This is a genomic window from Proteus columbae, assembly GCF_009914335.1.
Lineage (GTDB): Bacteria > Pseudomonadota > Gammaproteobacteria > Enterobacterales > Enterobacteriaceae > Proteus.
This window is the reverse complement of the sequence record NZ_CP043925.1, coordinates 3,676,597-3,700,431: the sequence shown is the minus strand read 5'-3', so window position 1 is coordinate 3,700,431 and position 23,835 is coordinate 3,676,597. Positions and strand designations below refer to the sequence as shown.

Annotated in this window: 19 protein-coding genes; 11 read left to right on the top strand and 8 right to left on the bottom strand. The window is 38.9% G+C overall.

Annotation, left to right across the window (positions count from 1 at the left end; genetic code table 11):
* Positions 1–47 precede the first annotated feature (47 nt).
* Complete coding sequence (aceA, locus tag F1325_RS17230) at positions 48–1,355, top strand: isocitrate lyase (RefSeq protein WP_109373146.1); 1,308 nt, start codon at positions 48–50, stop codon at positions 1,353–1,355.
* 87 nt (positions 1,356–1,442) lie between these two features.
* The gene (gene aceK / locus F1325_RS17225) at positions 1,443–3,152 is read left to right on the top strand and encodes a bifunctional isocitrate dehydrogenase kinase/phosphatase (RefSeq protein ID WP_406588826.1); all 1,710 of its coding nucleotides are present in this window, start codon (positions 1,443–1,445) and stop codon (positions 3,150–3,152) included.
* Positions 3,153–3,241: 89 nt separating this feature from the next.
* On the opposite strand, the gene F1325_RS17220 is transcribed toward aceK, so the two are convergent.
* The 3 genes from F1325_RS17220 to iclR form a co-directional block, all read right to left on the bottom strand.
* Positions 3,242–3,883 carry a bifunctional 4-hydroxy-2-oxoglutarate aldolase/2-dehydro-3-deoxy-phosphogluconate aldolase gene (locus tag F1325_RS17220; protein ID WP_109373148.1) on the bottom strand — a complete coding sequence of 214 codons (642 nt, stop codon included), beginning with the start codon at positions 3,881–3,883 and terminating at the stop codon, positions 3,242–3,244.
* A gap of 77 nt (positions 3,884–3,960) precedes the next feature.
* Complete coding sequence (gene edd, locus F1325_RS17215; RefSeq protein WP_109373149.1) at positions 3,961–5,817, bottom strand: phosphogluconate dehydratase; 1,857 nt, start codon at positions 5,815–5,817, stop codon at positions 3,961–3,963.
* A gap of 308 nt (positions 5,818–6,125) precedes the next feature.
* Entirely contained in the window at positions 6,126–6,962 is an 837-nt protein-coding gene (gene iclR / locus F1325_RS17210; RefSeq protein ID WP_075673076.1) for a glyoxylate bypass operon transcriptional repressor IclR, read from the bottom strand.
* 255 nt (positions 6,963–7,217) lie between these two features.
* On the opposite strand from iclR, the gene metH reads away from it, so the two are divergent.
* Together metH and F1325_RS17200 are read left to right on the top strand one after the other, a co-directional pair.
* On the top strand, positions 7,218–10,895 hold the full coding sequence (gene metH / locus F1325_RS17205) for a methionine synthase (RefSeq protein ID WP_160230762.1): 3,678 nt from the start codon (positions 7,218–7,220) through the stop codon (positions 10,893–10,895).
* A gap of 133 nt (positions 10,896–11,028) precedes the next feature.
* On the top strand, positions 11,029–11,607 hold the full coding sequence (locus F1325_RS17200; protein WP_244185049.1) for a hypothetical protein: 579 nt from the start codon (positions 11,029–11,031) through the stop codon (positions 11,605–11,607).
* A 45-nt stretch (positions 11,608–11,652) separates the two neighbouring features.
* Here F1325_RS17200 and F1325_RS17195 read toward each other — a convergent pair whose 3' ends face one another.
* On the bottom strand, positions 11,653–12,432 hold the full coding sequence (locus F1325_RS17195) for a hypothetical protein (protein WP_109373152.1): 780 nt from the start codon (positions 12,430–12,432) through the stop codon (positions 11,653–11,655).
* Positions 12,433–12,565: 133 nt separating this feature from the next.
* A complete protein-coding gene (gene lysC, locus F1325_RS17190) occupies positions 12,566–13,945 on the bottom strand; it encodes a lysine-sensitive aspartokinase 3 (protein WP_160230761.1) in 1,380 nt (459 codons plus the stop codon).
* Between the two features lie 265 nt (positions 13,946–14,210).
* Here lysC and pgi point away from each other — a divergent pair, with 265 nt between their 5' ends.
* The 3 genes from pgi to ubiA all read left to right on the top strand — a co-directional run bounded on the left by pgi (position 14,211) and on the right by ubiA (position 17,471).
* Positions 14,211–15,857, top strand: coding sequence for a glucose-6-phosphate isomerase (pgi, locus tag F1325_RS17185; RefSeq protein WP_109373154.1), 1,647 nt, complete (start codon positions 14,211–14,213; stop codon positions 15,855–15,857).
* 221 nt (positions 15,858–16,078) lie between these two features.
* Entirely contained in the window at positions 16,079–16,588 is a 510-nt protein-coding gene (gene ubiC, locus F1325_RS17180; protein WP_109373155.1) for a chorismate lyase, read from the top strand.
* Between the two features lie 28 nt (positions 16,589–16,616).
* Positions 16,617–17,471: a 4-hydroxybenzoate octaprenyltransferase gene (gene ubiA, locus F1325_RS17175; RefSeq protein WP_100159029.1), complete on the top strand. Its 855-nt coding sequence runs from the start codon at positions 16,617–16,619 to the stop codon at positions 17,469–17,471.
* A gap of 68 nt (positions 17,472–17,539) precedes the next feature.
* Here ubiA and F1325_RS17170 read toward each other — a convergent pair.
* Both F1325_RS17170 and plsB read right to left on the bottom strand, forming a co-directional pair.
* Positions 17,540–18,750 (bottom strand): IS3 family transposase gene (locus F1325_RS17170; RefSeq protein ID WP_160229872.1). Its coding sequence is split into 2 segments (ribosomal slippage): positions 17,540–18,408 and positions 18,408–18,750, totalling 1,212 coding nucleotides; the frame shifts between segments, so codons are not numbered across the junction.
* Between the two features lie 121 nt (positions 18,751–18,871).
* Complete coding sequence (gene plsB, locus F1325_RS17165) at positions 18,872–21,355, bottom strand: glycerol-3-phosphate 1-O-acyltransferase PlsB (protein WP_160230760.1); 2,484 nt, start codon at positions 21,353–21,355, stop codon at positions 18,872–18,874.
* Positions 21,356–21,485: 130 nt separating this feature from the next.
* On the opposite strand from plsB, the gene F1325_RS17160 reads away from it, so the two are divergent.
* From F1325_RS17160 to F1325_RS19600, 4 genes are all read left to right on the top strand, one after another.
* A complete protein-coding gene (locus tag F1325_RS17160) occupies positions 21,486–21,857 on the top strand; it encodes a diacylglycerol kinase (protein ID WP_006536373.1) in 372 nt (123 codons plus the stop codon).
* Positions 21,858–21,984: 127 nt separating this feature from the next.
* Positions 21,985–22,596, top strand: coding sequence for a transcriptional repressor LexA (gene lexA / locus F1325_RS17155; RefSeq protein WP_160230759.1), 612 nt, complete (start codon positions 21,985–21,987; stop codon positions 22,594–22,596).
* 161 nt (positions 22,597–22,757) lie between these two features.
* Positions 22,758–23,012: a type II toxin-antitoxin system RelB/DinJ family antitoxin gene (locus tag F1325_RS17150; RefSeq protein ID WP_023583073.1), complete on the top strand. Its 255-nt coding sequence runs from the start codon at positions 22,758–22,760 to the stop codon at positions 23,010–23,012.
* Between the two features lie 77 nt (positions 23,013–23,089).
* Positions 23,090–23,197 (top strand): type II toxin-antitoxin system RelE family toxin, encoded by a 108-nt coding sequence (locus tag F1325_RS19600; protein ID WP_348271746.1) that lies wholly within the window; start codon positions 23,090–23,092, stop codon positions 23,195–23,197.
* Positions 23,198–23,243: 46 nt separating this feature from the next.
* On the opposite strand, the gene zur is transcribed toward F1325_RS19600, so the two are convergent.
* A complete protein-coding gene (gene zur / locus F1325_RS17140) occupies positions 23,244–23,774 on the bottom strand; it encodes a zinc uptake transcriptional repressor Zur (RefSeq protein ID WP_109373158.1) in 531 nt (176 codons plus the stop codon).
* Between the last annotated feature and the right edge of the window lie 61 nt (positions 23,775–23,835).

The window sequence follows — 23,835 nt, the reverse complement described above, 5'->3', positions numbered from 1 at the left end:
TATAAACTGCAAACATCATCACTACCGTATTTATAGGAGCTGTTTTTATGACTATTAGTAGATCAGAGCAAATCGCCCAATTAGAGAAAGAGTGGGAACAACCTCGCTGGAAAGGCATTACCCGTCCTTATAGCGCTGAAGATGTCATTAAATTAAGAGGTTCGGTTAACCCAGAACATACCTTAGCAAGACGTGGCGCTCAAAGGCTTTGGTCATCATTAAATGGAAAATCGAAAAAGGGTTATGTTAATGCATTAGGTGCTTTAACTGGTGGGCAAGCGTTGCAACAAGCAAAAGCAGGGTTAGAAGCTGTTTACCTTTCAGGATGGCAAGTGGCTGCTGATGCTAACACCGCAGCAAGCATGTACCCTGATCAGTCGCTATATCCAGTTGATTCTGTTCCTAATGTTGTTCAACGTATTAATAATACGTTTAGACGAGCTGATCAAATTCAGTGGTCAAATGGTATTGGTCCTCAACATAAAGATTATATTGATTTTTTCCTTCCTATTGTGGCTGATGCGGAAGCAGGTTTTGGTGGGGTATTAAATGCCTTTGAATTAATGAAAGCAATGATTGAAGCTGGAGCGGCAGGTGTTCACTTTGAAGATCAGTTAGCAGCAGTGAAAAAATGCGGTCATATGGGAGGAAAAGTATTAGTTCCGACTCAAGAGGCTGTACAAAAGCTTGTTGCTGCACGTTTGGCCGCTGATGTGTCTGATGTGCCAACATTACTTGTTGCCAGAACAGATGCTGATGCTGCCGATCTCTTAACTTCAGATTGTGATCCTTACGATAGTCCATTCTTAACAGGAAAACGTACTCCTGAAGGTTTCTTCTGTACTCATGCGGGTATTGATCAAGCCATTAGTCGTGGGCTTGCTTATGCACCTTACGCCGATCTGGTGTGGTGTGAAACATCACTCCCTGATCTGAAAATGGCAGCTAAGTTTGCAGAAGCTATTCACGATAAATATCCCGGGAAAATGCTGGCTTATAACTGCTCGCCTTCTTTTAACTGGAAAAAGAACCTTGATGATCGCACGATCGCACATTTCCAAGATGAGCTTTCCGCAATGGGATATAAATTCCAGTTTATTACTTTAGCGGGTATTCACAGCATGTGGTTTAACATGTTCGATCTGGCACATGATTATGCTAAGGGTGAAGGTATGAAACATTACGTTGAGAAGGTGCAAGAAAAAGAGTTTGCTGCACTTAATCAAGGTTACACCTTCTCCTCGCATCAGCAAGAAGTGGGAACAGGATATTTCGATAAAGTGACCACGATTATTCAAGGTGGTATGTCTTCAGTGACGGCACTAACGGGCTCAACAGAAGAACAACAGTTTTAGATTTCAGCGAGCCACAAGTTTTAAAAATATCATTATCTATTTTTGTGGTGATAATTCAGGAGCAGGATGCTCCTCTTTTTCGTGAGGTTGTTAATGACGCCAGAAGATTTAATTGCTCAAACAATTTTACAAGGCTTTGATGCCCAATATGGTCGCTTCCTTGAGATAACCTCGGGGGCACAATATCGTTTTGAGCAGGCGGATTGGCATGGTGTTCAAATCGCGATGAAAGAGCGCATCCGTTTATACGATAATCATGTTGGATTAGTGGTTGAACAACTTAAGTGTATTCGGCATGATATTGATAAAGAAAGTCTTTTTCTACAAAGGGTGAAAGAAAACTATACGCAATTATTGCCCAATTACCCTCGGTTTGAGATCGCAGAGAGCTTTTTTAATTCTGTTTATTGTCGTCTGTTTTACCATCGTGAATTGAATAAAAAAAACCTATTTGTTTTTTCATCCCAACCAGCTTATCGCTTTACACAAGCACCTCGACCGTTATCAAAGCAGTTTGTTATTCAGAGTGATTTACCCACATTACTGCAAGACGTTTTATCACGCTTACCTTTGCGATTACCGTGGCAAAATAAACAACGCGACATTCACTCTATTTGTAGTGTACTTACCGCTCAATTCTCTTCTGAACAATTGCAGAGTGCGGTATTTCATATTGCAAACGAACTCTTTTATCGTAATAAAGCGGCTTGGTTGATTGGAAAAATAGTGATTAATAATCAATATATTCCATTCTTATTGCCTATTCATAATGTTGAGCAGCAATTACTGATTGATACCTGCCTTATCTCAGCAGATGAAGCTAGTATTGTCTTTGGTTTTGCCCGTTCTTATTTTATGGTTTATGCCCCATTTCCTGCGGCATTAGTCGCATGGTTAAGAGATATATTACCAAGCAAATCTATCGCTGAGCTTTATATGTCTATAGGATGCCAAAAACACGGTAAAACAGAATACTATCGTGAATACCTCGCCTTTATGAATTTTTCATCAGAGCAATTTATTGAAGCACCCGGTGTAAAAGGTATGGTGATGTTAGTATTTACATTACCAACTTATGATCGAGTTTTTAAAGTAATCAAAGACAAGTTTGCACCACAAAAAACGATCACTGCGGAGCGTGTAAAAGAGTGCTATCAATTGGTTAAAGAACATGATCGTGTTGGACGAATGGCAGATACCCAAGAGTTTGAGAATTTTATGATCGATAAGAAAAGAATTAGCCCTGAATTAATGGCTGTTTTTGAACAAGAGATCCCAAATAAACTAGAAGATCTAGGTGATAAAATACTGATCCGTCACCTTTATATGGAACGGAGAATGATACCGCTCAATATCTATATGGAACAGTGCGATGTCAATCAACTTAAAGCTGTTGTTGAAGATTATGGGCAAGCGTTGAAAGAGCTTATTGCAGCGAATATTTTTCCCGGTGATATGCTGTTTAAAAACTTTGGTGTAACTCGGCATCATCGTGTGATTTTCTATGACTATGATGAAATTAGTTATATGACAGATATGAATTTTCGGGCGATCCCTCCTGCTCGTTACCCTGAAGATGAATTAGCGAGCGAGCCTTGGTATAGCGTTGCACTCAATGATGTATTTCCTGAAGAATTTCGCTATTTTTTATGTAGTGATAAGCGAGTTTGCCACTATTTTGAAGCTCAACATCGTGAGCTTTTATCACCAGAATATTGGCAACAGCAACAGCAAAAAATTAAAGAAGGGTATATCGAAGATGTTTATGCCTATTCCCAAACTAAGCGATTTACTTAATAAATTGCCCTAGGAAAAGATAAAAATAAAGATAGGTATAAGGGGATACCTACCTTTATTGGATAAAACCTATTTTTGTACAGAGATAATTAACGCTGAGTACCCGCAACAGCTTCTTTAGCTAATTCAGTAATGCGTTGGAAATCACCTGCTTTCACTGCATCATTAGGCACTAACCAAGAACCACCAATACAAAGTACACTCTCAAGTGCAAGGTAGTTACGGTAGTTTTCTGGTGAAATACCGCCAGTTGGGCAGAAGCGAATTGTTGAGAATGGCCCTGAAATTGCTTTTAATGCCTTTACACCACCATTAGCTTCAGCTGGGAAAAACTTAAATTCATTTAAACCGTAGCTCATTCCCAGCATTAATTCGGAAACTGTTGAAATCCCTGGAATTAAAGGAATAGTTCCCGCAACAGCCGCTTTGAGTAATGCTTCTGTTAATCCTGGGCTAATAGCAAATTGAGCACCTGCTTCAGTAACTTGCGCTAATTGTTGAGGATTAATTACCGTCCCCGCGCCTACAATAGCTTCAGGAACTTCTTTTGCAATACGGCGGATAGCTTCAATTGCACATTCTGTACGTAATGTCACTTCTAAGACTTTTACACCACCGGCGACTAAAGCTTTTGCAATAGGGACTGCATCATCAATATGGTTGATAACAATAACCGGAACAACAGGCCCTGATTTTAGTACAGACTCTGCACTTGTATTCCAATGATCCATGATTGTATTTCCTAATCAGAAAGTGGTGAGCAAATAAATTTAATTTGCTCCTCGTTAAGCCTCAAAACTTGTCTACATTAAAAATCAATGCAACAAGCACCTTGTTCAGCACCTGATAAATGACGGCGTAAATTAATGAATAACTCACGACCACAGCCTGTATTGTTGGCACTTAAATCAGGGATTTCATCTTGGCGAGCATTTATTGTTTGCTCATCGACAAGTAACGTTAACTCACCTGTTTTACCATTAACACGAATGATATCACCATCACGTACTTTGGATAATAAACCACCATTTACCGCTTCTGGTGTAACATGAATTGCGGCGGGAACTTTACCTGATGCGCCTGAAAGTCTGCCATCTGTAACTAATGCGACTTTGTAGCCTTTATCCATTAACACCCCTAACGGCGGCATTAATTTGTGTAATTCAGGCATCCCATTGGCTTGTGGTCCTTGATAACGCACAACGACCACACAATCTTTATTTAACTCACCAGCTTCAAATTTAGCGGCAATATCATGTTGGCTATTAAAAACAACAGCTGGCGCTTCGATAATTTTATTCTCATCGGGTACCGCAGAGGTTTTCATTACCGCTCTACCTAAATTACCTTGCATCACTTGTGTACCACCATGTGATGAGAATGGCGTATTTATATCAGCAATCACATCTTTATCTAAAGAGCTTATCGCACCTTCACGCCAATCAAGTTTGCCGTCATTTAACCAAGGCTCTAAGGTATAGCGTTCAATACCAAATCCAGCCACCGTGTTTACATCACGATGAATTAAGCCTTTTTTCAGTAATTCACGAATAATGAGAGCAATTCCTCCAGCCGCTTGAAATTGGTTAATATCGGCTGGACCATTAGGATAAATACGAGCAATAAGTGGAACAACTTGCGAAAGTTCAGAGAAATCATCCCAATTAATAATAATACCTGCTGCACGGGCCATTGCGACTAAGTGCATAGTGAGATTAGTGGAACCGCCTGTTGTTAACAGAGCAATAATGCCATTTACAATCACTTTCTCATCAACTAATTGCCCGATAGGAAGATAGTTACCCGAGTTTTCAGTGAGACGCACAATTTGGCTGGCGGCTGCGTCAGTTAATGCATCACGCAATGGCGTATTAGGATGCACAAAAGAAGCACCAGGTAAATGTAACCCCATTATTTCCATCACCATTTGGTTGGAATTTGCTGTGCCATAAAAGGTACAAGTCCCAATACTATGATAAGAAGCAGCTTCCGCTTCTAACAAGGCATTACGATCTACTTTACCTTCAGCATAAAGCTGGCGAATACGGACTTTTTCTTTATTGGGTAAGCCGCTAGTCATAGGACCCGCAGGAACAAAAATAGCAGGAAGATGACCAAAAGAGAGTGCAGCCATCGCTAATCCGGGAACGATTTTATCGCAGATCCCTAAATACAGCGCACCATCAAACATATTATGGGATAAACCCACTGCTGCTGACATTGCAATCACATCACGACTAAGGAGTGATAGCTCCATGCCATCTTGACCCTGAGTGACACCATCGCACATTGCAGGAACACCACCTGCCACTTGTCCTACGGCACCAACAGCATGTAATGCTTTTTTAATTTTTTGAGGATAATCTTCATACGGCTGATGAGCTGACAACATATCATTGTAAGCAGTGATAATGGCAATATCATTATGAACCATATTTTTCAGGCGATTTTTATCATCAGCCTGACAAGCAGCGAAACCATGAGCCAAATTACCACAAGCAAGTTGAGCACGATGTACTGTTTGGCTTTTTGCGGCTTCAATTTTTTTCAGATAAGCACGACGAGTCGATTGTGAACGAGCAACAATACGCTCTGTAACCTGTTTTACTGTTTCATTTAGAGGTGCAAAGTCGTTCTGAAAATGGTCATGATTTTTAGGGTTCATAATGATGCTTCCTTTATTCACACAAGGGTGATGAGCGTTACTATTGGCTATAAAAAGAGAATATATGTATTAGCTATAGTATTTGTTACCGGTAACATTGTTACGGGTAACAAGCAGAGTTGCAATACTCTTAATGCACCTTAAACAACATCTGTGATCGGCATCAATTTTTTAAGGGGAGAAATAACAGTTTTTTAATATTTAACGGAAATAAAGTGTAAAAGCGGTCATTTTAAAAAGCTGAATCGGTTTAATTGCGGAGATGCCTTCCTCATTACTTTGCAATGAGGAAGGTGAAAGAGGGCGGATTAACTTTTTACGCCACCGTATTCACGGCTAATTTGTTTTGCTGCTTTTATCACCATCGCACCCAATTCAGTGATACGAGAATCCGTCATTCTAGACACAGGACCTGAAAGCGAAATTGCGGCAAAAGGCTGGTGGTGTTCATCATAAATACAGGCACCAATACAGCGTAAACCTAAAGCATGCTCTTCATCATCGAAAGAGAAGCCTTGTTTGCGGGCTTGTTCTAAATTTTCTTTTAAGGATGAAGGAAGTGTTCGTGTATGAGGGGTATAAGCCATTAGGCCTTTTTTCTGGAGCAAAGGCAGTAATTTATTTTCTGGTAAAGTGGAAAGAAACGCTTTACCCGCACCCGATGCGTGCATGGGTAATTTACCGCCAATAGGTGCAGACATTCGCATTAACGCATTACATTGCACTTGATCGACAATCACCGCATCAAATTCAATTTGGTCAAGAATTGCCAAATTTACCGTTTCACCTGAGTCTTCCATTAATTGACGTAAGATGGGGTGAACCATAACAAGTAAGTTACGGGTTTGCAGAAAACTACTGCCGACAATAAAGGCGTGTGTACCTACAACCCATAAGCCTAAATCTCCGACTTGGCGAACAAAACCATGTTGTTGAAGTGTAGTGAGTAGGCGGTGTGTTGTGGAATTGGGTAACCCAGCTTGAAAGGCTAAATCAGTTAGGGCGATACCACCCGGAGATTCGGAAATATATTCCAATAATGTCAGTCCACGACTTAATGACTGAACAGGGCCTCCTTGTGCGGTGCTTTGAGTGGCAGTTGTTTTCGTCTTACGCACTTTTTTATTTGTAGGGGAAACTGTCATGCATACACTCCAGAAATGCTATCCATATTAATATCTATTATGAACTATCTCGTGTAATAAAACTCCTCCGATCACCGCATTTTTCAAAACAAAATGTGTGATAAGAAATATTACTGTAATGGGATTTATCGCTAAGTGAAAATCTCTCATCTTCGTCTTAGAAATCTTTATAAAAAGATATGGTAGGATAAAAAAACAACGAAATAACAATAAAGAAAACAAGAACAAAAACATTCTCTATTAAGAGGGAACAACGTGGCAAACATAAAGCAACAACTGACGGAAGCATTAGCAAAACGTATCTTAGTACTTGATGGTGCAATGGGTACAATGATCCAACAATATCAACTGACAGAAGCCGATTATCGAGGTGAGCGTTTTGCTGATTGGCGCTGTGATGTCAAAGGGAATAATGATCTTTTAGTTTTAACTCAACCGCAAATTATTGCCGATATTCATAATGCTTATTTTCAAGCAGGCGCTGATATTGTTGAAACCAACACCTTTAACTCGACATCTATTGCGATGGCGGATTATCAGATGGAGTCGCTTTGTTTCGAACTTAATGAAGAAGCGGCAAAATTAGCTAAAGCCTGTGCAGATAAATGGAGTGCCTTAACACCAGATAAACCTCGCTATGTCGCGGGTGTTTTGGGGCCAACCAATAGAACTGCCTCAATATCCCCAGATGTTAACGATCCGGCTTTTCGTAACGTTTCATTTGATAAGCTGGTGGAAGCTTATCGAGAAGCAACGCGCGGATTAATTACAGGCGGTGTTGATCTAATTATGGTCGAAACTATTTTCGACACACTAAATGCGAAAGCGGCTATTTTCGCCATTAAATGTGAATTTGAATCACTCAATATTGAGTTACCTGTAATGATCTCCGGTACCATTACGGATGCATCAGGAAGAACATTAACAGGTCAAACAACAGAAGCGTTCTATCACTCTTTACGCCATGCGGATGCGCTTTCATTTGGCTTAAATTGTGCTTTAGGCCCTAGAGAATTACGCCAATATATTCAAACACTTTCGCAAATTTCTGAAACCTATGTCAGTGCTCACCCTAATGCTGGTTTGCCTAACGCATTTGGAGGCTATGATTTAGATGCCCAAGAGATGGCTGAGCAAATTAAAGAGTGGGCACAAGCTGGTTTTCTCAATATTGTAGGTGGTTGTTGTGGAACCACTCCTGCGCATATTCTCGCCATTTCACAAGCGGTAGAAGGCATTGCACCAAGAGTATTACCTTCCTTGAAAAAAGCATGTCGTCTTTCAGGTCTTGAACCATTAGTTATTGATGAAAATTCACTGTTTGTGAATGTGGGCGAAAGAACCAACGTTACAGGTTCTGCCAAATTTAAACGCTTGATAAAAGAAGGTAATTACCAAGAAGCGTTAGATGTGGCACGTCATCAAGTTGAAAACGGTGCTCAAATCATTGATATCAACATGGATGAAGGCATGTTAGATGCCGTCGAAGCGATGACACGTTTTCTCAATCTCATTGCGGGTGAGCCTGATATTGCCAAAGTGCCTGTGATGATTGACTCCTCCAAATGGGAAGTGATCGAAGAAGGCCTAAAGTGTATTCAAGGCAAAGGTATTGTTAACTCAATTTCGATGAAAGAGGGTGAAATTCCTTTTCTTGAGCATGCTAGATTGGTGCGTAAATATGGTGCTGCTGTTGTCGTTATGGCGTTTGATGAAGTAGGGCAAGCGGATACCCGAGAACGCAAAATTGAAATTTGTCGTCGAGCTTATCAGTTATTGACCGAGCAAGCGGGTTTTCCTCCTGAAGATATTATTTTTGATCCTAATATATTCGCCGTCGCAACAGGTATTGCAGAACATAATAATTATGCCGTTGATTTTATTGAAGTCTGTGCGGATATTAAATCTCAACTGCCTTATGCCTTAATTTCTGGTGGGGTATCTAACGTTTCATTCTCATTTAGAGGTAACGATCCTGTTCGTGAAGCTATTCACTCTGTTTTTCTCTATTACGCAGTAAAAAATGGTATGGATATGGGGATTGTCAATGCGGGACAACTCGCCATTTATGACTCACTACCTGATGAACTGCGTAACGCAGTTGAAGATGTCATTTTAAATCGTCATGAAGAGAGCACAGATAATTTATTAGCATTGGCAGAACGTTATCGTGGCACTAAAAGTGATGAGCAAAATCATCAGCTTGCCGAATGGAGACAGTGGAATGTTGAGAAACGTTTAGAATACGCCTTAATTAAAGGGATCACCGAGTTTATTGTTGAAGATACAGAAGCTTGTCGCCAACAAGCATCAAGCCCTATTGAAGTGATTGAAGGGCCATTGATGAATGGTATGAATACCGTCGGTGATTTATTCGGTGAAGGCAAAATGTTTTTACCTCAAGTTGTGAAATCAGCAAGAGTGATGAAACAAGCCGTTGCTTATCTTGAGCCTTATATCCAAGCGACAAAACAGGCAGGAACTTCCGCAGGTAAAATTTTACTCGCCACAGTGAAAGGTGATGTTCACGATATTGGTAAAAATATTGTCGGTGTGGTTTTGCAGTGCAATAACTATGAAATTATCGACTTAGGTGTAATGGTGCCTTGCGATAAAATTTTGCAAACAGCGATCGATGAAAAAGTCGATATTATTGGTCTTTCAGGGCTGATCACGCCTTCACTTGATGAGATGGTGAATGTTGCTAAAGAGATGGAAAGGCGAGGTTTTTCCTTACCATTAATGATTGGTGGAGCAACAACGTCTAAAGCGCATACCGCAGTAAAAATAGAACCAAATTATAGTCATCCTACTGTTTATGTACAAAATGCATCGAGAACCGTAGGTGTTGTTGCTGCTCTATTATCTGAAACACAAAAAGCCGATTTTGTTGCTAGAACGCGTCGTGAATATGAAGTTGTACGTCAGCAATACGCCAGAAAAAAACCGCGTACACCGCCTGTTTCTTTAGAGGTTGCGCGAAAAAATGCGCTACAAATTGATTGGCAAAATTACACACCACCAAAGCCTAATCAATTAGGAGTGCAAGAGATCACGGCAAGTATTGAAACCTTGCGTGAATATATCGATTGGACGCCTTTCTTTATGACGTGGTCTTTAGCAGGGAAATATCCGCGTATTTTAGAAGATGATGTAGTCGGTGAAGAGGCAAAGCGTGTATTTGCCGATGCAAATGCGATGCTAGATAAACTAAGTCGTGAAAAATTATTAACACCTAAAGGAATTGTCGGGATATTCCCCGCTAATCGTCTGGGTGATGATATTGTGATTTATCAAGATGAAAGTCGCCAACAAGCACTTTTGAAAAGCTGTCATTTGCGTCAACAAACGGAGAAAAATGATTTTCCTAATTACTGTTTAGCTGATTTTATTGCTCCTGTTGAAAGTGGTGTTGCTGACTATTTTGGTACTTTCGCAGTCACGGGAGGATTAGAAGAAGATACTCTCGCGAATGCTTATGATAATGCCCATGATGACTACAATAAAATCATGGTAAAAGCGCTGTCAGATAGATTAGCAGAGGCTTTTGCTGAATATCTTCATCAACGGGTTAGAACTCAAATTTGGGGTTATAGCGCTGATGAAAACCTCTCCAATGACGAACTTATTCGAGAAAAATATCAAGGAACGCGACCTGCGCCGGGGTATCCTGCCTGTCCTGAGCACACAGAAAAAGCCAAAATTTGGCAATTACTTGATGTTGAAAATCGCATTGGGATGAAACTGACCGATGCGTATGCCATGTGGCCTGGGGCTTCAGTATCGGGTTGGTATTTTAGTCATCCTGACAGTAAATATTTCGCAGTTGCTCAAATTCAAAAAGATCAGGTTGAAGATTATGCAAAACGTCGAGAAATGAGCGTGAGTGAAGTTGAACGTTGGTTAGCGCCTAATTTAGGGTATGAGTCTTAGTTTATTTTTGTTTTCAGATCTCAATAATGTAATAAATAGTGAGGGGATAGCAATATCCCCTTGTTATTCTCACTAGCCACTCCCATTAAAGATGTTTAAGCTGTGAACCTGTATCAGAAAAAAGGACATTACAATGAGCTATACTTTGTACCTTCAGAAAACACCACCTGCTGGCGCTGAGGTGCCGTTTCCTTCTTTAGCAAAAGGAAATTATCCATTAAGTGAAGTTTTAATTAATGCTTTTTTAAATCTGATGCAACTAACAGGAAGCTTAGATACTGATGCTATTTTAGATGAAAAAGCATTTGATAAAATTTGGCTGAAAGCCGAAATGACTCCTGCCCGCATTGAAGAAGTGGGAGACTATATTTATCATAAAATTCCTACTTCTCCAGAGCCTGTTGAAGAAGAAATAGAATTATTTAAACAGGCAATGAAAGAAGAAGAAGCGTTGCTAGCTCAAGAGAGTAAAAAAGAAGGGAATATCCCTATCCATAAATTTGCCACCAATGATGGCTGGATTGTCACACCGAAAGAGTGTGAAATAATTTCTGCTACACTTACTGCTAAACTACTAGAAGATAACCATGTTTTTGTTGAAAAGATTGCAAAGATGTCTCATCTTTCGCATAAGACTTTAGAGATTGCCTTAATTGATTTCGGTAAATTTAATCAATTTGCGAAAAAATATGGCGGTTATCGGGTATATTAAATTATTAAAAAGTAGGCTTCTAGAAAAAGAAGCCTAGTTTGAATATTAAATATTAAGATAGGTAGTATTTATTTTTTCTATTCCTTCTATATGTTTTGTTATTACTTCTAATATTTTATTATGATATTTTGATTGGTCGCTATCTTCTAATATGGATATGTAATTTGAAGTAATTTTACATAGCTCATCAATGGCTCCATTTAAATTTTTATTATATTTATTGGCTTTATTTGTTTTTTCTTCAATATCTGTCACTATGTTTTTTTGAGATGTGTTGTATTTAATTAAGCTTGAGATAATTTTATTCTGGTTATCGTATTCATTTATTTTATTTTCGAGTTCTGGTGTTTCATCCAGTCGATCTTTAAGGTTTTGAAAATAACTATCTAGAATTTTTATTGTATCTTTTATTATGGTGTGATTTTTTATTATTTGATCAGATAGTTTCATAAACTCCTTTGTAAGCTGAATTTCTATATTTGTAGCTTTTATGTCTATTTTTTTTAATATATCCGAATAACAAGCAATTGCTAAATAATCTTTTTTCTTTTCTCTATGATGAATATCAATCATAGATTTAAGGCTATCCTTATTTACTAATTCTAGATTATATATGGATTCTATATTTTTAGAGATAGGACGCTTTTCTTCTATATGTTTTAAAAGATAGAGCGTAGTATCGATAGGAGTATTCAGCGCAACTGATTTATTGTGCAAATAATTAATTTCTTTTTTTATATCAGTAAGAATATGAGGATTGTTGGTGTTGATTTTATTACTGATTGTTTCACTAATGTTCATACTGTTATTTATAAATATTTTCATTTTTATTACTCCATTAATAAAATTAGATTTTAATTCTAATTGCTATTTAATGAAGTTCTTTAAAGCTTACACCTTTTCAATAATAAAGGCTGAATTTTGAGAGAGAAAAAATATCTCTCTCAAAATCGTTTAATTAAAACAATGTATCATGCAATTTACGCACAATATTATCCGCATCTTTGCCATCAACTAATAAACATAAATTATGGGTACTTGCTCCGTGGCTTATCATACGAATATTGTAATTTTCTAATGTACCGAAAATTTTAATACCTAAACCATTCACTTGTGAAAGTGAGTTACCAATCACGGCAACTAATGCTAGATCTTCTTCTACTTCAACACGGCATAATGCAGATAGCTCTGTTAATAAGGCATTCGTTAATAAACTGCCTGATGAATTTGTTGTACCTGTTGTATCAAGGGTTAAAGCAATGCTGACTTCAGATGTTGTTATCACATCAACCGAAATATGGTGGCGTGATAAAATGGTGAAAATTTCAGCCAAGAAGCCACGCGCATGAAGCATTTTTAGGCTATGTAATGTGAGCAACGTTTGTTTTCTACGTAGTGCAATCGCGCGGAATACAGGTGGATTTTCTGTTTGAGCACAAACTAAAGTGCCGCCTTCTTCGGGGGCTTTGCTTGAGCCAACAAACACTGGAATGCCACTACGAACAGCAGGTAATAATGTCGCTGGGTGTAATATTTTAGCCCCAAAGGTGGCCATTTCAGCCGCTTCATTAAAGGCGATTTGATCAATACGATGTGCCTCTGGCACTATTCTTGGATCGGTACTGTAAATGCCGGGTACATCCGTCCAAATATCCACACGAGACATTTCGAGTGCTTCACCAATAAGTGCAGCCGTATAGTCGCTACCACCACGACCTAACGTTGTGGTTCTCCCTTTAGGCTCTTGACCAATAAAACCTTGTGTGACGATGACAGTTTCTTCTAAACGAGGCTGAATAAGGCTTTGTGTCAGTGCTGTTAACTGCACCATATCGGGCTCTGCATGACAAAATAGATCATTCGTTTTCATCACTTTTCTGACATCAAACCAATCTGCCTGTATGCCTTTTTCACGCAATAATTCAACAAATAGCAATGTTGACATTAATTCGCCGTGACTGACTAATTCGTCTGTCAATGCATCAGATGTGGCAAGTGAAGCCGCTTCAGATAACATCTCAATATTTTCAAGCAGGCGGTTTATTTCTTGAGAAATAATTTCAGGCTGAGAAAGCTGATTAATAATGGCATATTCAATATCACGAACTTGTGAGAGTAAAGCTTCTCGTTGTGAAGGTTCAGTACCTGCTGCAAGTTCAATTAACAAATTAGTAATCCCAGCAGATGCCGAAAGAACGACGACACGAACTGACTTTTGTTTCAGGATAATATCTGCACACTTTTCCATTGCTGAAAAGTTAGCAACACTGGTGCCGCCAAATTTAGCGATAGTGTATGGAGAAGAAGATGATGAAGGCGTAGCAGTATTATCAGTCATTGTCGTATTCCTTTAGGCAAAAATGAGATGTTGGACACACTTAGGAATATCGGTTATTAAGTAGAGAGTCAATGCAGAGTGAAGAATAATCAATTTAATTAATAATCAGCTCCGCATTATCGGTTTTACCTATGTAAGTAATTAGTACTAGATTTGTCGAATGGTTTTGACCAATATCATCAAATGAGAAAGAATTGACTGTAACTATTAAATGTCAGGCTACAATCTGAGAATATTGGATTGTAATCTTAAGAGAGTATTGTGAATGAAAAATGTAAACCCAACCCAAACCTTAGCCTGGAAGGCATTAGAAAACCATTTTTCGGTGATCAAAGATACCGAGATGAAAACACTGTTTGCTCAGGAAACATCACGCTTTGAGCAGTTTTCAAAAACGTTTTCAGACCAAATTCTAGTGGATTTTTCAAAAAATCGTATTACGAAAGAAACATTAGAGAAATTGCAGGCTTTGGCTAAGGAATGTGACGTTGAAGGTGCGATAAATAGCATGTTTACGGGTGAAAAAATCAACCGTACTGAAGATCGTGCTGTATTGCATACTGCATTACGTAATCGTAGCAATGCTCCCGTCATCGTTGATGGCAAAGATGTTATGCCTGAAGTGAATGCTGTACTGAATAAAATGAAAAACTTCAGTGAGCGTATTATTAGTGGTGAATGGAAAGGTTATACAGGCAAGGCGATTACTGATGTTGTAAATATTGGTATCGGTGGTTCTGATCTTGGTCCTTATATGGTGACAGAAGCATTACGTCCGTATAAAAACCATCTTACTATGCATTTTGTTTCTAATGTTGATGGTACCCATATCGCAGAAACACTGAAAAAATGTGATCCTGAAACGACGCTATTCCTCATCGCATCAAAAACATTTACTACACAAGAAACCATGACAAATGCGCATTCAGCAAGAGATTGGTTTTTAGCCACTGCTAAAGAGAGTGCATTTGTTGCTAAACACTTTGTGGCGTTATCCACAAACAGTACAGAAGTGGCAAAATTTGGTATTGATACTGCCAATATGTTTGAATTCTGGGATTGGGTTGGTGGCCGTTATTCATTATGGTCAGCAATTGGTTTATCTATCGCATTATCTGTTGGTTATGACAACTTTGAGCAATTGCTGGAAGGTGCTCATGCAATGGATAATCACTTTAGAACAACAGATGCTGAAAATAACATCCCAATGATCCTCGCTCTGATTGGCATTTGGTATAACAATTTTTTTGGCACAGAAACTGAAGCGATTCTGCCATACGATCAATACATGCATCGTTTTGCTGCTTACTTCCAACAAGGCAATATGGAATCTAATGGTAAGTATATTGATCGTGATGGAAACAAAGTTAATTATCAAACGGGTCCTATCATTTGGGGTGAACCAGGTACAAACGGACAACATGCGTTTTACCAACTGATCCACCAAGGTACAAAAATCATTCCTTGTGATTTTATTGCGCCTGCAATTAGCCATAACCCACTATCCGATCATCATGCAAAATTGATGTCTAACTTTTTTGCTCAAACCGAAGCTCTCGCTTTTGGTAAAACGCGTGAGCAAGTTGATGCGGAATTTGCCGCAGCAGGAAAAGATCCTAAGACTATGGGATATGTTGCACCTTTCAAAGTGTTCGAAGGTAACCGCCCAACTAACTCTATTTTGTTAAAAGAAATTACGCCTTATTCATTAGGTGCATTGATTGCAATGTATGAACATAAGATCTTTGTACAAGGTGTTATTTTCAATATCTTCACCTTTGACCAATGGGGTGTTGAGTTAGGCAAACAACTGGCTAATCGTATTCTTCCTGAATTAAAAGGTAAGGAAAGTGTTAACAGCCATGATAGCTCAACAAATAATCTGATTAATCGTTATAAAGCATGGCGTTAATCGAATAAACTGAATATAAGTAGTTGGTTAGATAGAAAGGAGGTTTTTATAACCTCCTTTGTTTTTTGGTTATTTAGTACTCAATCTGATTTTCTTTTAACGCTTTTTTAGATTATTTATGCGAAATGTTATCAGCTTTTAACTTCCATTAGTCACATCATGATATCCTTATGCATCATGACTCACACAAGCTAGGATCATCAAAGCGTGATGATGAATAAATGTTCAAAAAATCAATAATTACCCCTGCACCTATCCATTGGCTACCCAGTGAGGAACATGCAAGTATTCAAGAAAGTACATTAAGTTGGTTAATAGAATTAGGCTCAATGACAAGGCGATTTGAACAATATTGCCAAAAAGTCACCGTAATGCCTTATCAAGAAGGGTTTATTGACATTATTGAGCCCGCTGACGAAAGAGCATGTTTACCCAAAAGTCAGCGTTATTGGTTAAGAGAAGTGGTATTGTGTGGTGACGATATTCCTTGGTTATTAGGGCGGACGTTAGTACCAGAAGAGACATTGACAGGCGAAGACAGAAAACTGGTCAATCTAAGAACCGTTCCACTTGGGCGTTATCTGTTTCAGGAAACAACCTTAAGTCGAGATTTTATTCATATCGGGCAACAAAATGGGTATTGGCTACGCCGTTCTCGTTTCCAGCTTTCAGATAAACCTTTATTATTAACCGAGATGTTTCTACCTGCATCACCAGTGTATGAGAAGTAATTAGGGGGAGCTAAAATTGGAGGGAAGTATGACGCAAAGTAAATGGCAAGCATATAGCCGTTTAATGCGTATAGATAAACCTATCGGAGCGCTATTATTACTTTGGCCAACTTATTGGGCTTTATGGATTGCCGCTAAAGGCTTTCCTGATTGGCATATTCTGATTGTCTTTACTATTGGCGTGTTCTCTATGCGTGCCGCTGGGTGTGTAATAAACGACTTTGCTGACCGGAAAATTGATGGCAGTGTTGAACGAACTAAAAATCGACCATTACCTAGTGGGGCTGTGACAGAAAAAGAGAGCAAAATTTTATTTATCGTTTTGGTACTCTTGTCTTTTGCATTAGTTTTAACACTTAATACTATGACTATTTGGCTCTCTGTGGCAGGGCTTGCACTGGCGTGGTTTTATCCTTTCGTTAAACGGTTTAGTAATCTGCCCCAGCTTATTTTAGGTATGGCTTTTGGCTGGTCAATCCCCATGGGATTTGCTGCCGTTTCTGAAAGTTTGCCATTAGTGTGTTGGTTATTATTCCTTGTCAATATTATCTGGTCTGTGGTTTACGATACACAATATGCAATGGTTGATCGTAATGATGATATAAAAATTGGGGTTAAATCTACCGCCATTTTATTCGGTCGTTATGACAAAATTATTATCGGTATTTTACAGCTGGTGATGTTGGCATTATTAGTGGGTATCGGTATTTTGCTGAATCTGAAAGGTATCTACTACTGGTCGTTATTGTTAGTAACAGCTCTGTTTATTTATCAACAGAAGCTTATTGCAGAGCGTGAAAGAGCACCGTGTTTCCAAGCTTTTATGAATAATAACTATGTTGGTTTTGTTTTATTTGCGGGCATTTTATTTAGTTATTTTTAACGTATCGTAAGTGCTAAATGATTATCTACGATTGAGTATGACTAGTCCTGATATAGGTTGACAACTTTTCAGGCATAAAACGCTCGATGTACTTCATCGGGCGTTTTATAGTTTAACGATAAGTGTGGCCGTTTTTCATTATAGAGTTGGATTGATTCTTCTACTAATTTTCTTGCTTGTTCCAGATTACTCGGTTTTATCAGTAGATACTCCATTTTTAATATTCCATTAATTCGTTCTGCTAAGGCATTTTGATAACAATCATACCCATCAGTCATAGAACATTGAATATTATGCTCTTTATGTATCTCCTGATATTCCGAAGAACAATACTGTATCCCTCGATCTGAATGATGGATTAACGAAGTTGTCGAAGTCCGTTTTTTTAACGCCTGAACCAACGATTTCTTCACTGAACTTGTTTTCATATTGTTATCTAAATGATATCCCACGATTTTTCGTGAATACGCATCCGTAATTAAACTTAAATAAGTATCACCTTCATGCGTCGATAAATAGGTAATATCTGCTACCCAAAGCTGTTCTGGTTGTGTGGGGATAAACCCTGACTTAATTAAATTTGGATGCCGATAAAAACGATGATGGCTTAAGGTTGTTCGATGATAAGCCCGTTTATTAGGCACCAGTAACTGATGTTCCTTCAATAAAGAAAATAGCCGATCACGACCAATAACCATCTGTTTTTGCTTTAAAATAAAATGTAATTTACGCCCACCCAGTCGAGGTTGTAAGACTCGTTCAGATTTAACAGCATCAATGATGGCCGAATCGGCTTTCTTTCGTTCCTCAGTTCTATCCAGTCTCTTGTAATAAGCCTGTCGGCTGATCTGCATAAAACGGCAAGCAATTGTTACGGTGAGGTTTTTAACCGTTTTTTCTTTAATAACTCGGCTTTGCGCTTTTTTGACAAACGAACTCCAAAGTCTCTATCCATGACTTTAACCACTGCTTCGAAGAAATCGGATTTAAGCCGAGCCTCTTCAAGTTCCTTTTCAAGGATCTTAATGCGTTGTTCCGGCGTTTGTTGTTCAGAAGATTGGGTCATAGCTGAACCTCTATAAAAAGTATCAGGGGTACCGTTTGACCAATCTAACCTACCATGCTTACGAAGCCAAACTAAAACAGTAGAGCATCCTTGTATACCATAGCGATCTTGGGCTTGTTTATAGGTTATTTCGCCTTTTTCAACTTGGTCAACAAGCTGTAATTTAAAAGCGAGAGAATAATCGCGTTGAGTTCGTTTAGTGATTGGTTTCATTACACTCTCCAATTTCAGATTGGAAAAGTGTCAACCTTATTCAGGACGGGTCAGTAGAAATAAAAAGGGATAAGCAATGAGCTTATCCCTTTTCTATTTCGGTCATGGCACTATTTGCTGATTATTCATCAGCTTTAGGCTCACTTTTTTCGTCAATAGTTTGTACTGAATTGTTATCTTCAGTGATCCCCACGCTTTCAATGGTTAAGCGAATTTCTGGTGACATTAATTTTGCAATCACTTGGTAAAGGGCAGATGCATCTGCTTTGAGAATATCTTCATTATCATTGAGATACCCTTCCTCACGTAGCGTTGAAACTAAAGTAGAGAATACCGCTTTATCAAAGAACTCAGGTGCGTTGATACCATGCAAGACTGAAAGACGTTGTGCCAAGATACGGCTCTCTTTTTCCAATAATGCACGGCTAATTTCAGGGGCAAAATTGAGTAAAGACAGCGTAATACCATAGCGTTGTAATGTTTCTCTGACGCTGGCGGCTAAAAGCTGTAATGGACGAATACGCGCAGGGTTGATACGTAGTAAGCCATCATTATCAGAACAAATTAGGCGTTGACGGCACAATTCTGCAATCAAAGTATTAATGACTTCAGGGAGTTCTTCTTTCTCATAACGAATAAATAGTTCCGCTTTAATAAGAGGGAAGATTAGCTCAACTTGTTTCATTAAATCATCACGATGAATTTTTTCATGATGTAAGATGATGCTGGCAATTAATGACGGAGTGACCATTAAGTGGATTGTGTTATTACGGTAATAAGTCATTAATACCGCGCTTTCACGAGGAAGTACCACAATATCACCCAGACTGTCTTTTTCGACTTGGAACTTATCTGATTGTAGAGCGTGTTCTAATAAGGTTTCAGCATTTTTATCAGACACAATCATATCTGTCGAATAAGGCACATTGCGTAATAATTGCAGATAACAATCGACCTGCTCTAACAGTTGCTCTCTTGTGAGTGCGCGCTGACGTGATGCCAGCAAGGCTGTTGAAACAAGGTTGATCGCATTAATCGATGCTGCATTATTGATATGAACCATAATGTTATCAGCTAGTGCGCTTACTGCTGGGTTCAACCAACTTGGACGCTGTGGCTCAATGGGATCAATATCATCACGCCATTGTGGTACAGCTTGATTTAAGTATTGTACAACAGAAATCGGCTCACCAAAGTTCACATAGCCTTGACCAAGGTTACGTAATTTACGTAATCCTCTGACCATCTGCATAAAACCTTCTTTCTCTTTTGTTGCTCCACGTAACTCTTTGGCATAGGTTGCCACTTCCATTACGTGCTCATACCCAATGTAAATTGGAACAACAGAGATAGGGCGTGTTTCACCACGTAACATAGCTTGTACCGTCATTGAAAGTGTCCCTGTTTTAGGATCTAACAATCGACCTGTACGAGAGCGTCCACCTTCAACAAAATATTCAATGGAGTAGCCTCGTGTAAATAGCTCACCTAAATATTCGCGGAAAATGGTGGAGTAAAGTTTGTTACCTTTAAAGGTTCTTCGGATAAAGAATGCCCCTAAACGGCGGAAAATCGGACCTGCTGGCCAGAAGTTGAGGTTAATACCTGCCGCAATATGTGGGGGTACTAAACCTTGGTGATAAAGCACATAAGAAAGCAGCAAGTAGTCCATGTGGCTACGGTGACAAGGAACATAAACGATTTCATGCCCATCTTGCGCGAGTTTACGCACGCGTTCGGCATTATAAACGTTAATACCTTGGTAGAGCTTATTCCATGTCCAACTTAATACGCGATCACTAATACGCACTGCTTCATATGAGAAATTAGCTGCAATTTCCTCCATGATATCAGTGGCATTTTTACGTGCTTTATCAAGTGAGATTTTCTTCGCTTTTGATTCATCTTCAATTGCTTTTTCAATGGCTTTCGATGAAAGCAATTTATTGAAGAGATCTTGGCGTGCTGGCAATTTAGGGCCAACTGCCGCTAAACGCTGACGTGAAAAGTGGATACGCGCAACGCGAGCGAGTTTTCGAGCTATACTGGTGTCAGTGCCGTGTTCGTTCGCCATTTCACGCATTGATACAGTGGGTGAAAAACGAACAAAACTATCACGACCTAACCAGAGGATAGCGATAAATTTTTGGATACCGTTAAGCACACGTAAATGTGGAACACCATTATGACCTTCACGACCTGGAGAGCGTCCAAACATCACAGAAACTGGCAACATCTCGATATCAAGATGTGGGTTATTACGATGTGCATCAAGATAAGCGTGGAATGTCTTCACGGAATCTTTTCGAGGATCGGGCGAGTAGTAACGAAATACTCTTGGGCCGTCATCAATAAAGACGTATGCAGGGAGTTTTGTTCCGCCTATTTCAATAGGTTGCAGTGGATCTGGCAATCCTAATGATAGACATTGCTGTCTTAAAGTCAGTAAGTCCGCCTTGGAATGATAAGGCAGAACATAAAGAAAAGATCGCGACGTATCTAACCCTAATTCTGTGATAGGATTAGTCGGAACTCGTTTGCTTTTTACCAGTAATTTTAGTGGTAAATTCAATGTGTTATAATATAGTTTACGCCAAGCTGACATAAATAGTTGTAGCCTCTTATTAGCAATACTTTGAAAGCATAACAGAAAGTCTTTCGTAGATCTGTGGTGCTGTGACAATATTAATAGAGAAAAGTGGCAAAATAATCGTTTGTTTTCGATAGAGTTTATTATGGCTAATCAAAATAAAGGTCTTACCCGAATCATTAAAGCTGGTGGCTATTCATACAAAGGCATTCGTGCCGCTTGGATTAATGAAGCCGCTTTTAGACAAGAAGCCATTGTGACCTTGGTTGCAATTATCCTTTCATTTTTCATCGATGTCAGTGGTCTAGAGCGCATTTTACTCATTGGTTCCGTTGTATTGGTTGTGATCTTGGAACTGGTAAATAGTGCAATAGAAGCCGTTGTCGATCGAATTGGATCTGAATACCACGAATTATCTGGACGTGCAAAAGATATGGGTTCTGCCGCCGTTCTGATTGCTATTATATTGGGATTATTTACTTGGGTAACCATTCTTTGGGGGCATTTCTTCGCATAAAGTTAAAAAATTCGATTTTTGTCGAAAAATAATCCAAAGATGCGTGTTTTATATTCATTTGAGGTTTCAAATCGTCATATACCTGTATATACTCACAGTCTGACTGTATAAACAAACAGGGGGCGGAATGAAAGCATTAACTGCAAGGCAGCAGCAGGTTTACGATTTGGTTCGTGATCACATTTCGCAAACGGGTATGCCACCAACACGGGCTGAAATAGCTTCCCAACTTGGGTTTCGCTCACCAAATGCGGCAGAAGAGCACTTAAAAGCTCTTGCTCGTAAAGGTGTGATAGAAATTGTCTCTGGTGCATCCAGAGGTATCCGTTTGCTAATGGAAGAAGAGGCAGAAGGATTGCCATTAATTGGGCGAGTCGCAGCTGGTGAACCACTTTTAGCGCAAGAGCATATTGAAAGCCATTATCAAGTTGACCCAATGCTATTTAAACCAAGTGCAGATTTTTTATTGCGTGTTAATGGTATGTCAATGAAAGATATCGGTATTATGGATGGCGATTTACTTGCCGTGCATAAAACGCAAGATGTTCACAACGGGCAAGTTATTGTGGCTCGTATTGAAGATGAAGTGACAGTAAAGCGCCTTAAGAAAAGCGGTAATAAAATTGAACTTCATGCAGAAAACCCAGAATTTTCACCTATTATCGTCGATTTACGCGAACAAAACTTTACTGTGGAAGGTTTAGCAGTTGGGGTTATTCGTAACGGTGAATGGCTGTAATTTGTACCAAAGTAAGTCAACACAACTTATTTTATAAAGATGCAGATGATGTGTAAAAGCACAAAATCATCTGCATTTTTTATTTTTTAATTTGTATAAAAAAACACCATTGCACTACAAATGTAATTACAATATGATGAGTTTTAATTATGGAGGTGTTTATGACAACAATACAAGTTAGAGTAGACGATGAGCTAAAAAAAGAAGCTTATCAAGTATTTGAAAAAATGAATCTATCTCCTTCAGATGCTATAAGATTGTTTCTACGTTATGTTTCTGAAAATGAAAAGTTACCTTTCTCTGAAGTTTCTGTCGTTGTTGGTGAACAAGATGAAGATGAGGATATTTTAGCTGTTGTACGTGAGCGTTTGAAGAAACCATGTAAACGTATAAGAGTAAATATTGATGATCTTTAATATTGAGTTTGATAAGCGTGCATTAAAAGAATGGCACGGGTTGCTATAAGATTAAATTACGAGCATCTGGTTTTCGATTGGTTTACCAAATAATTGATTCAGAAGTCGTTATTTTAGTTATTGCTATTGGTAAGCGTGAAGAAAGTAAAGCGTATTCATTAGCTGAAATGAGAATTCAAAAGTAGAACACGTATTAGCCAGCATTTAGCTGGCTTTTTGTATTTTATAAGCTTAACGAGGCTTATAGTCACCGGTTTTTTTCTGCTTAAGATTATCATCCATACTGTGATCATGATGACAACCTTCAGGATGGGTACACTCTTGTGCTTCGTGGCATTGTGAACATAAGCCATGAATTTCGATGACGCTATGTCGTAAATGAAATCCACTCTCTTGTGCCAGTAATGAAATCGAATTTTCGATTTTATGGCTATTTTTTTCAGTGACAGATAAACAACGGTCACAAATTAGCATTACTGATGTGTGTTCAACATCATCAAAATGATGACAAAGTACATAACTGTTGGTGGATTCTATTTTATGGATAAATCCTTGCTCAAGTAAAAACTCTAACCCACGATAAACCGTTGGCGGTTTTGCTTGTGGTTCAACTTGGCGTAGTAAATCCAATAAGTCGTATGCGCTGATAGCAGAAGGTTGCTGCACTATCAGACGCAATACTGCCAGACGTTGTGAAGTCAGGCGAACACCTCGTTTCTGGCAGATCTTTTCTGCCTGAGCGAGCAATTTCTCTTCATTCATGGGGATCAGATGCTCTCAGACGTTGTTAATGGCGCAGATCTTACCATATTTTTTGAAAGCA

Coding starts and splice junctions, on each gene's coding strand:
- aceA (WP_109373146.1), top strand. CDS start 48: ATGACTATTAGTAGATCAGAGCAAATCGCCCAATTAGAGAAAGAGTGG.
- F1325_RS17220 (WP_109373148.1), bottom strand. CDS start 3,883: ATGGATCATTGGAATACAAGTGCAGAGTCTGTACTAAAATCAGGGCCT.
- edd (WP_109373149.1), bottom strand. CDS start 5,817: ATGAACCCTAAAAATCATGACCATTTTCAGAACGACTTTGCACCTCTA.
- iclR (WP_075673076.1), bottom strand. CDS start 6,962: ATGACAGTTTCCCCTACAAATAAAAAAGTGCGTAAGACGAAAACAACT.
- F1325_RS17200 (WP_244185049.1), top strand. CDS start 11,029: ATGAGCTATACTTTGTACCTTCAGAAAACACCACCTGCTGGCGCTGAG.
- F1325_RS17195 (WP_109373152.1), bottom strand. CDS start 12,432: ATGAAAATATTTATAAATAACAGTATGAACATTAGTGAAACAATCAGT.
- lysC (WP_160230761.1), bottom strand. CDS start 13,945: ATGACTGATAATACTGCTACGCCTTCATCATCTTCTTCTCCATACACT.
- pgi (WP_109373154.1), top strand. CDS start 14,211: ATGAAAAATGTAAACCCAACCCAAACCTTAGCCTGGAAGGCATTAGAA.
- ubiC (WP_109373155.1), top strand. CDS start 16,079: ATGTTCAAAAAATCAATAATTACCCCTGCACCTATCCATTGGCTACCC.
- ubiA (WP_100159029.1), top strand. CDS start 16,617: ATGACGCAAAGTAAATGGCAAGCATATAGCCGTTTAATGCGTATAGAT.
- plsB (WP_160230760.1), bottom strand. CDS start 21,355: ATGTCAGCTTGGCGTAAACTATATTATAACACATTGAATTTACCACTA.
- F1325_RS17160 (WP_006536373.1), top strand. CDS start 21,486: ATGGCTAATCAAAATAAAGGTCTTACCCGAATCATTAAAGCTGGTGGC.
- lexA (WP_160230759.1), top strand. CDS start 21,985: ATGAAAGCATTAACTGCAAGGCAGCAGCAGGTTTACGATTTGGTTCGT.
- F1325_RS17150 (WP_023583073.1), top strand. CDS start 22,758: ATGACAACAATACAAGTTAGAGTAGACGATGAGCTAAAAAAAGAAGCT.
- zur (WP_109373158.1), bottom strand. CDS start 23,774: ATGAATGAAGAGAAATTGCTCGCTCAGGCAGAAAAGATCTGCCAGAAA.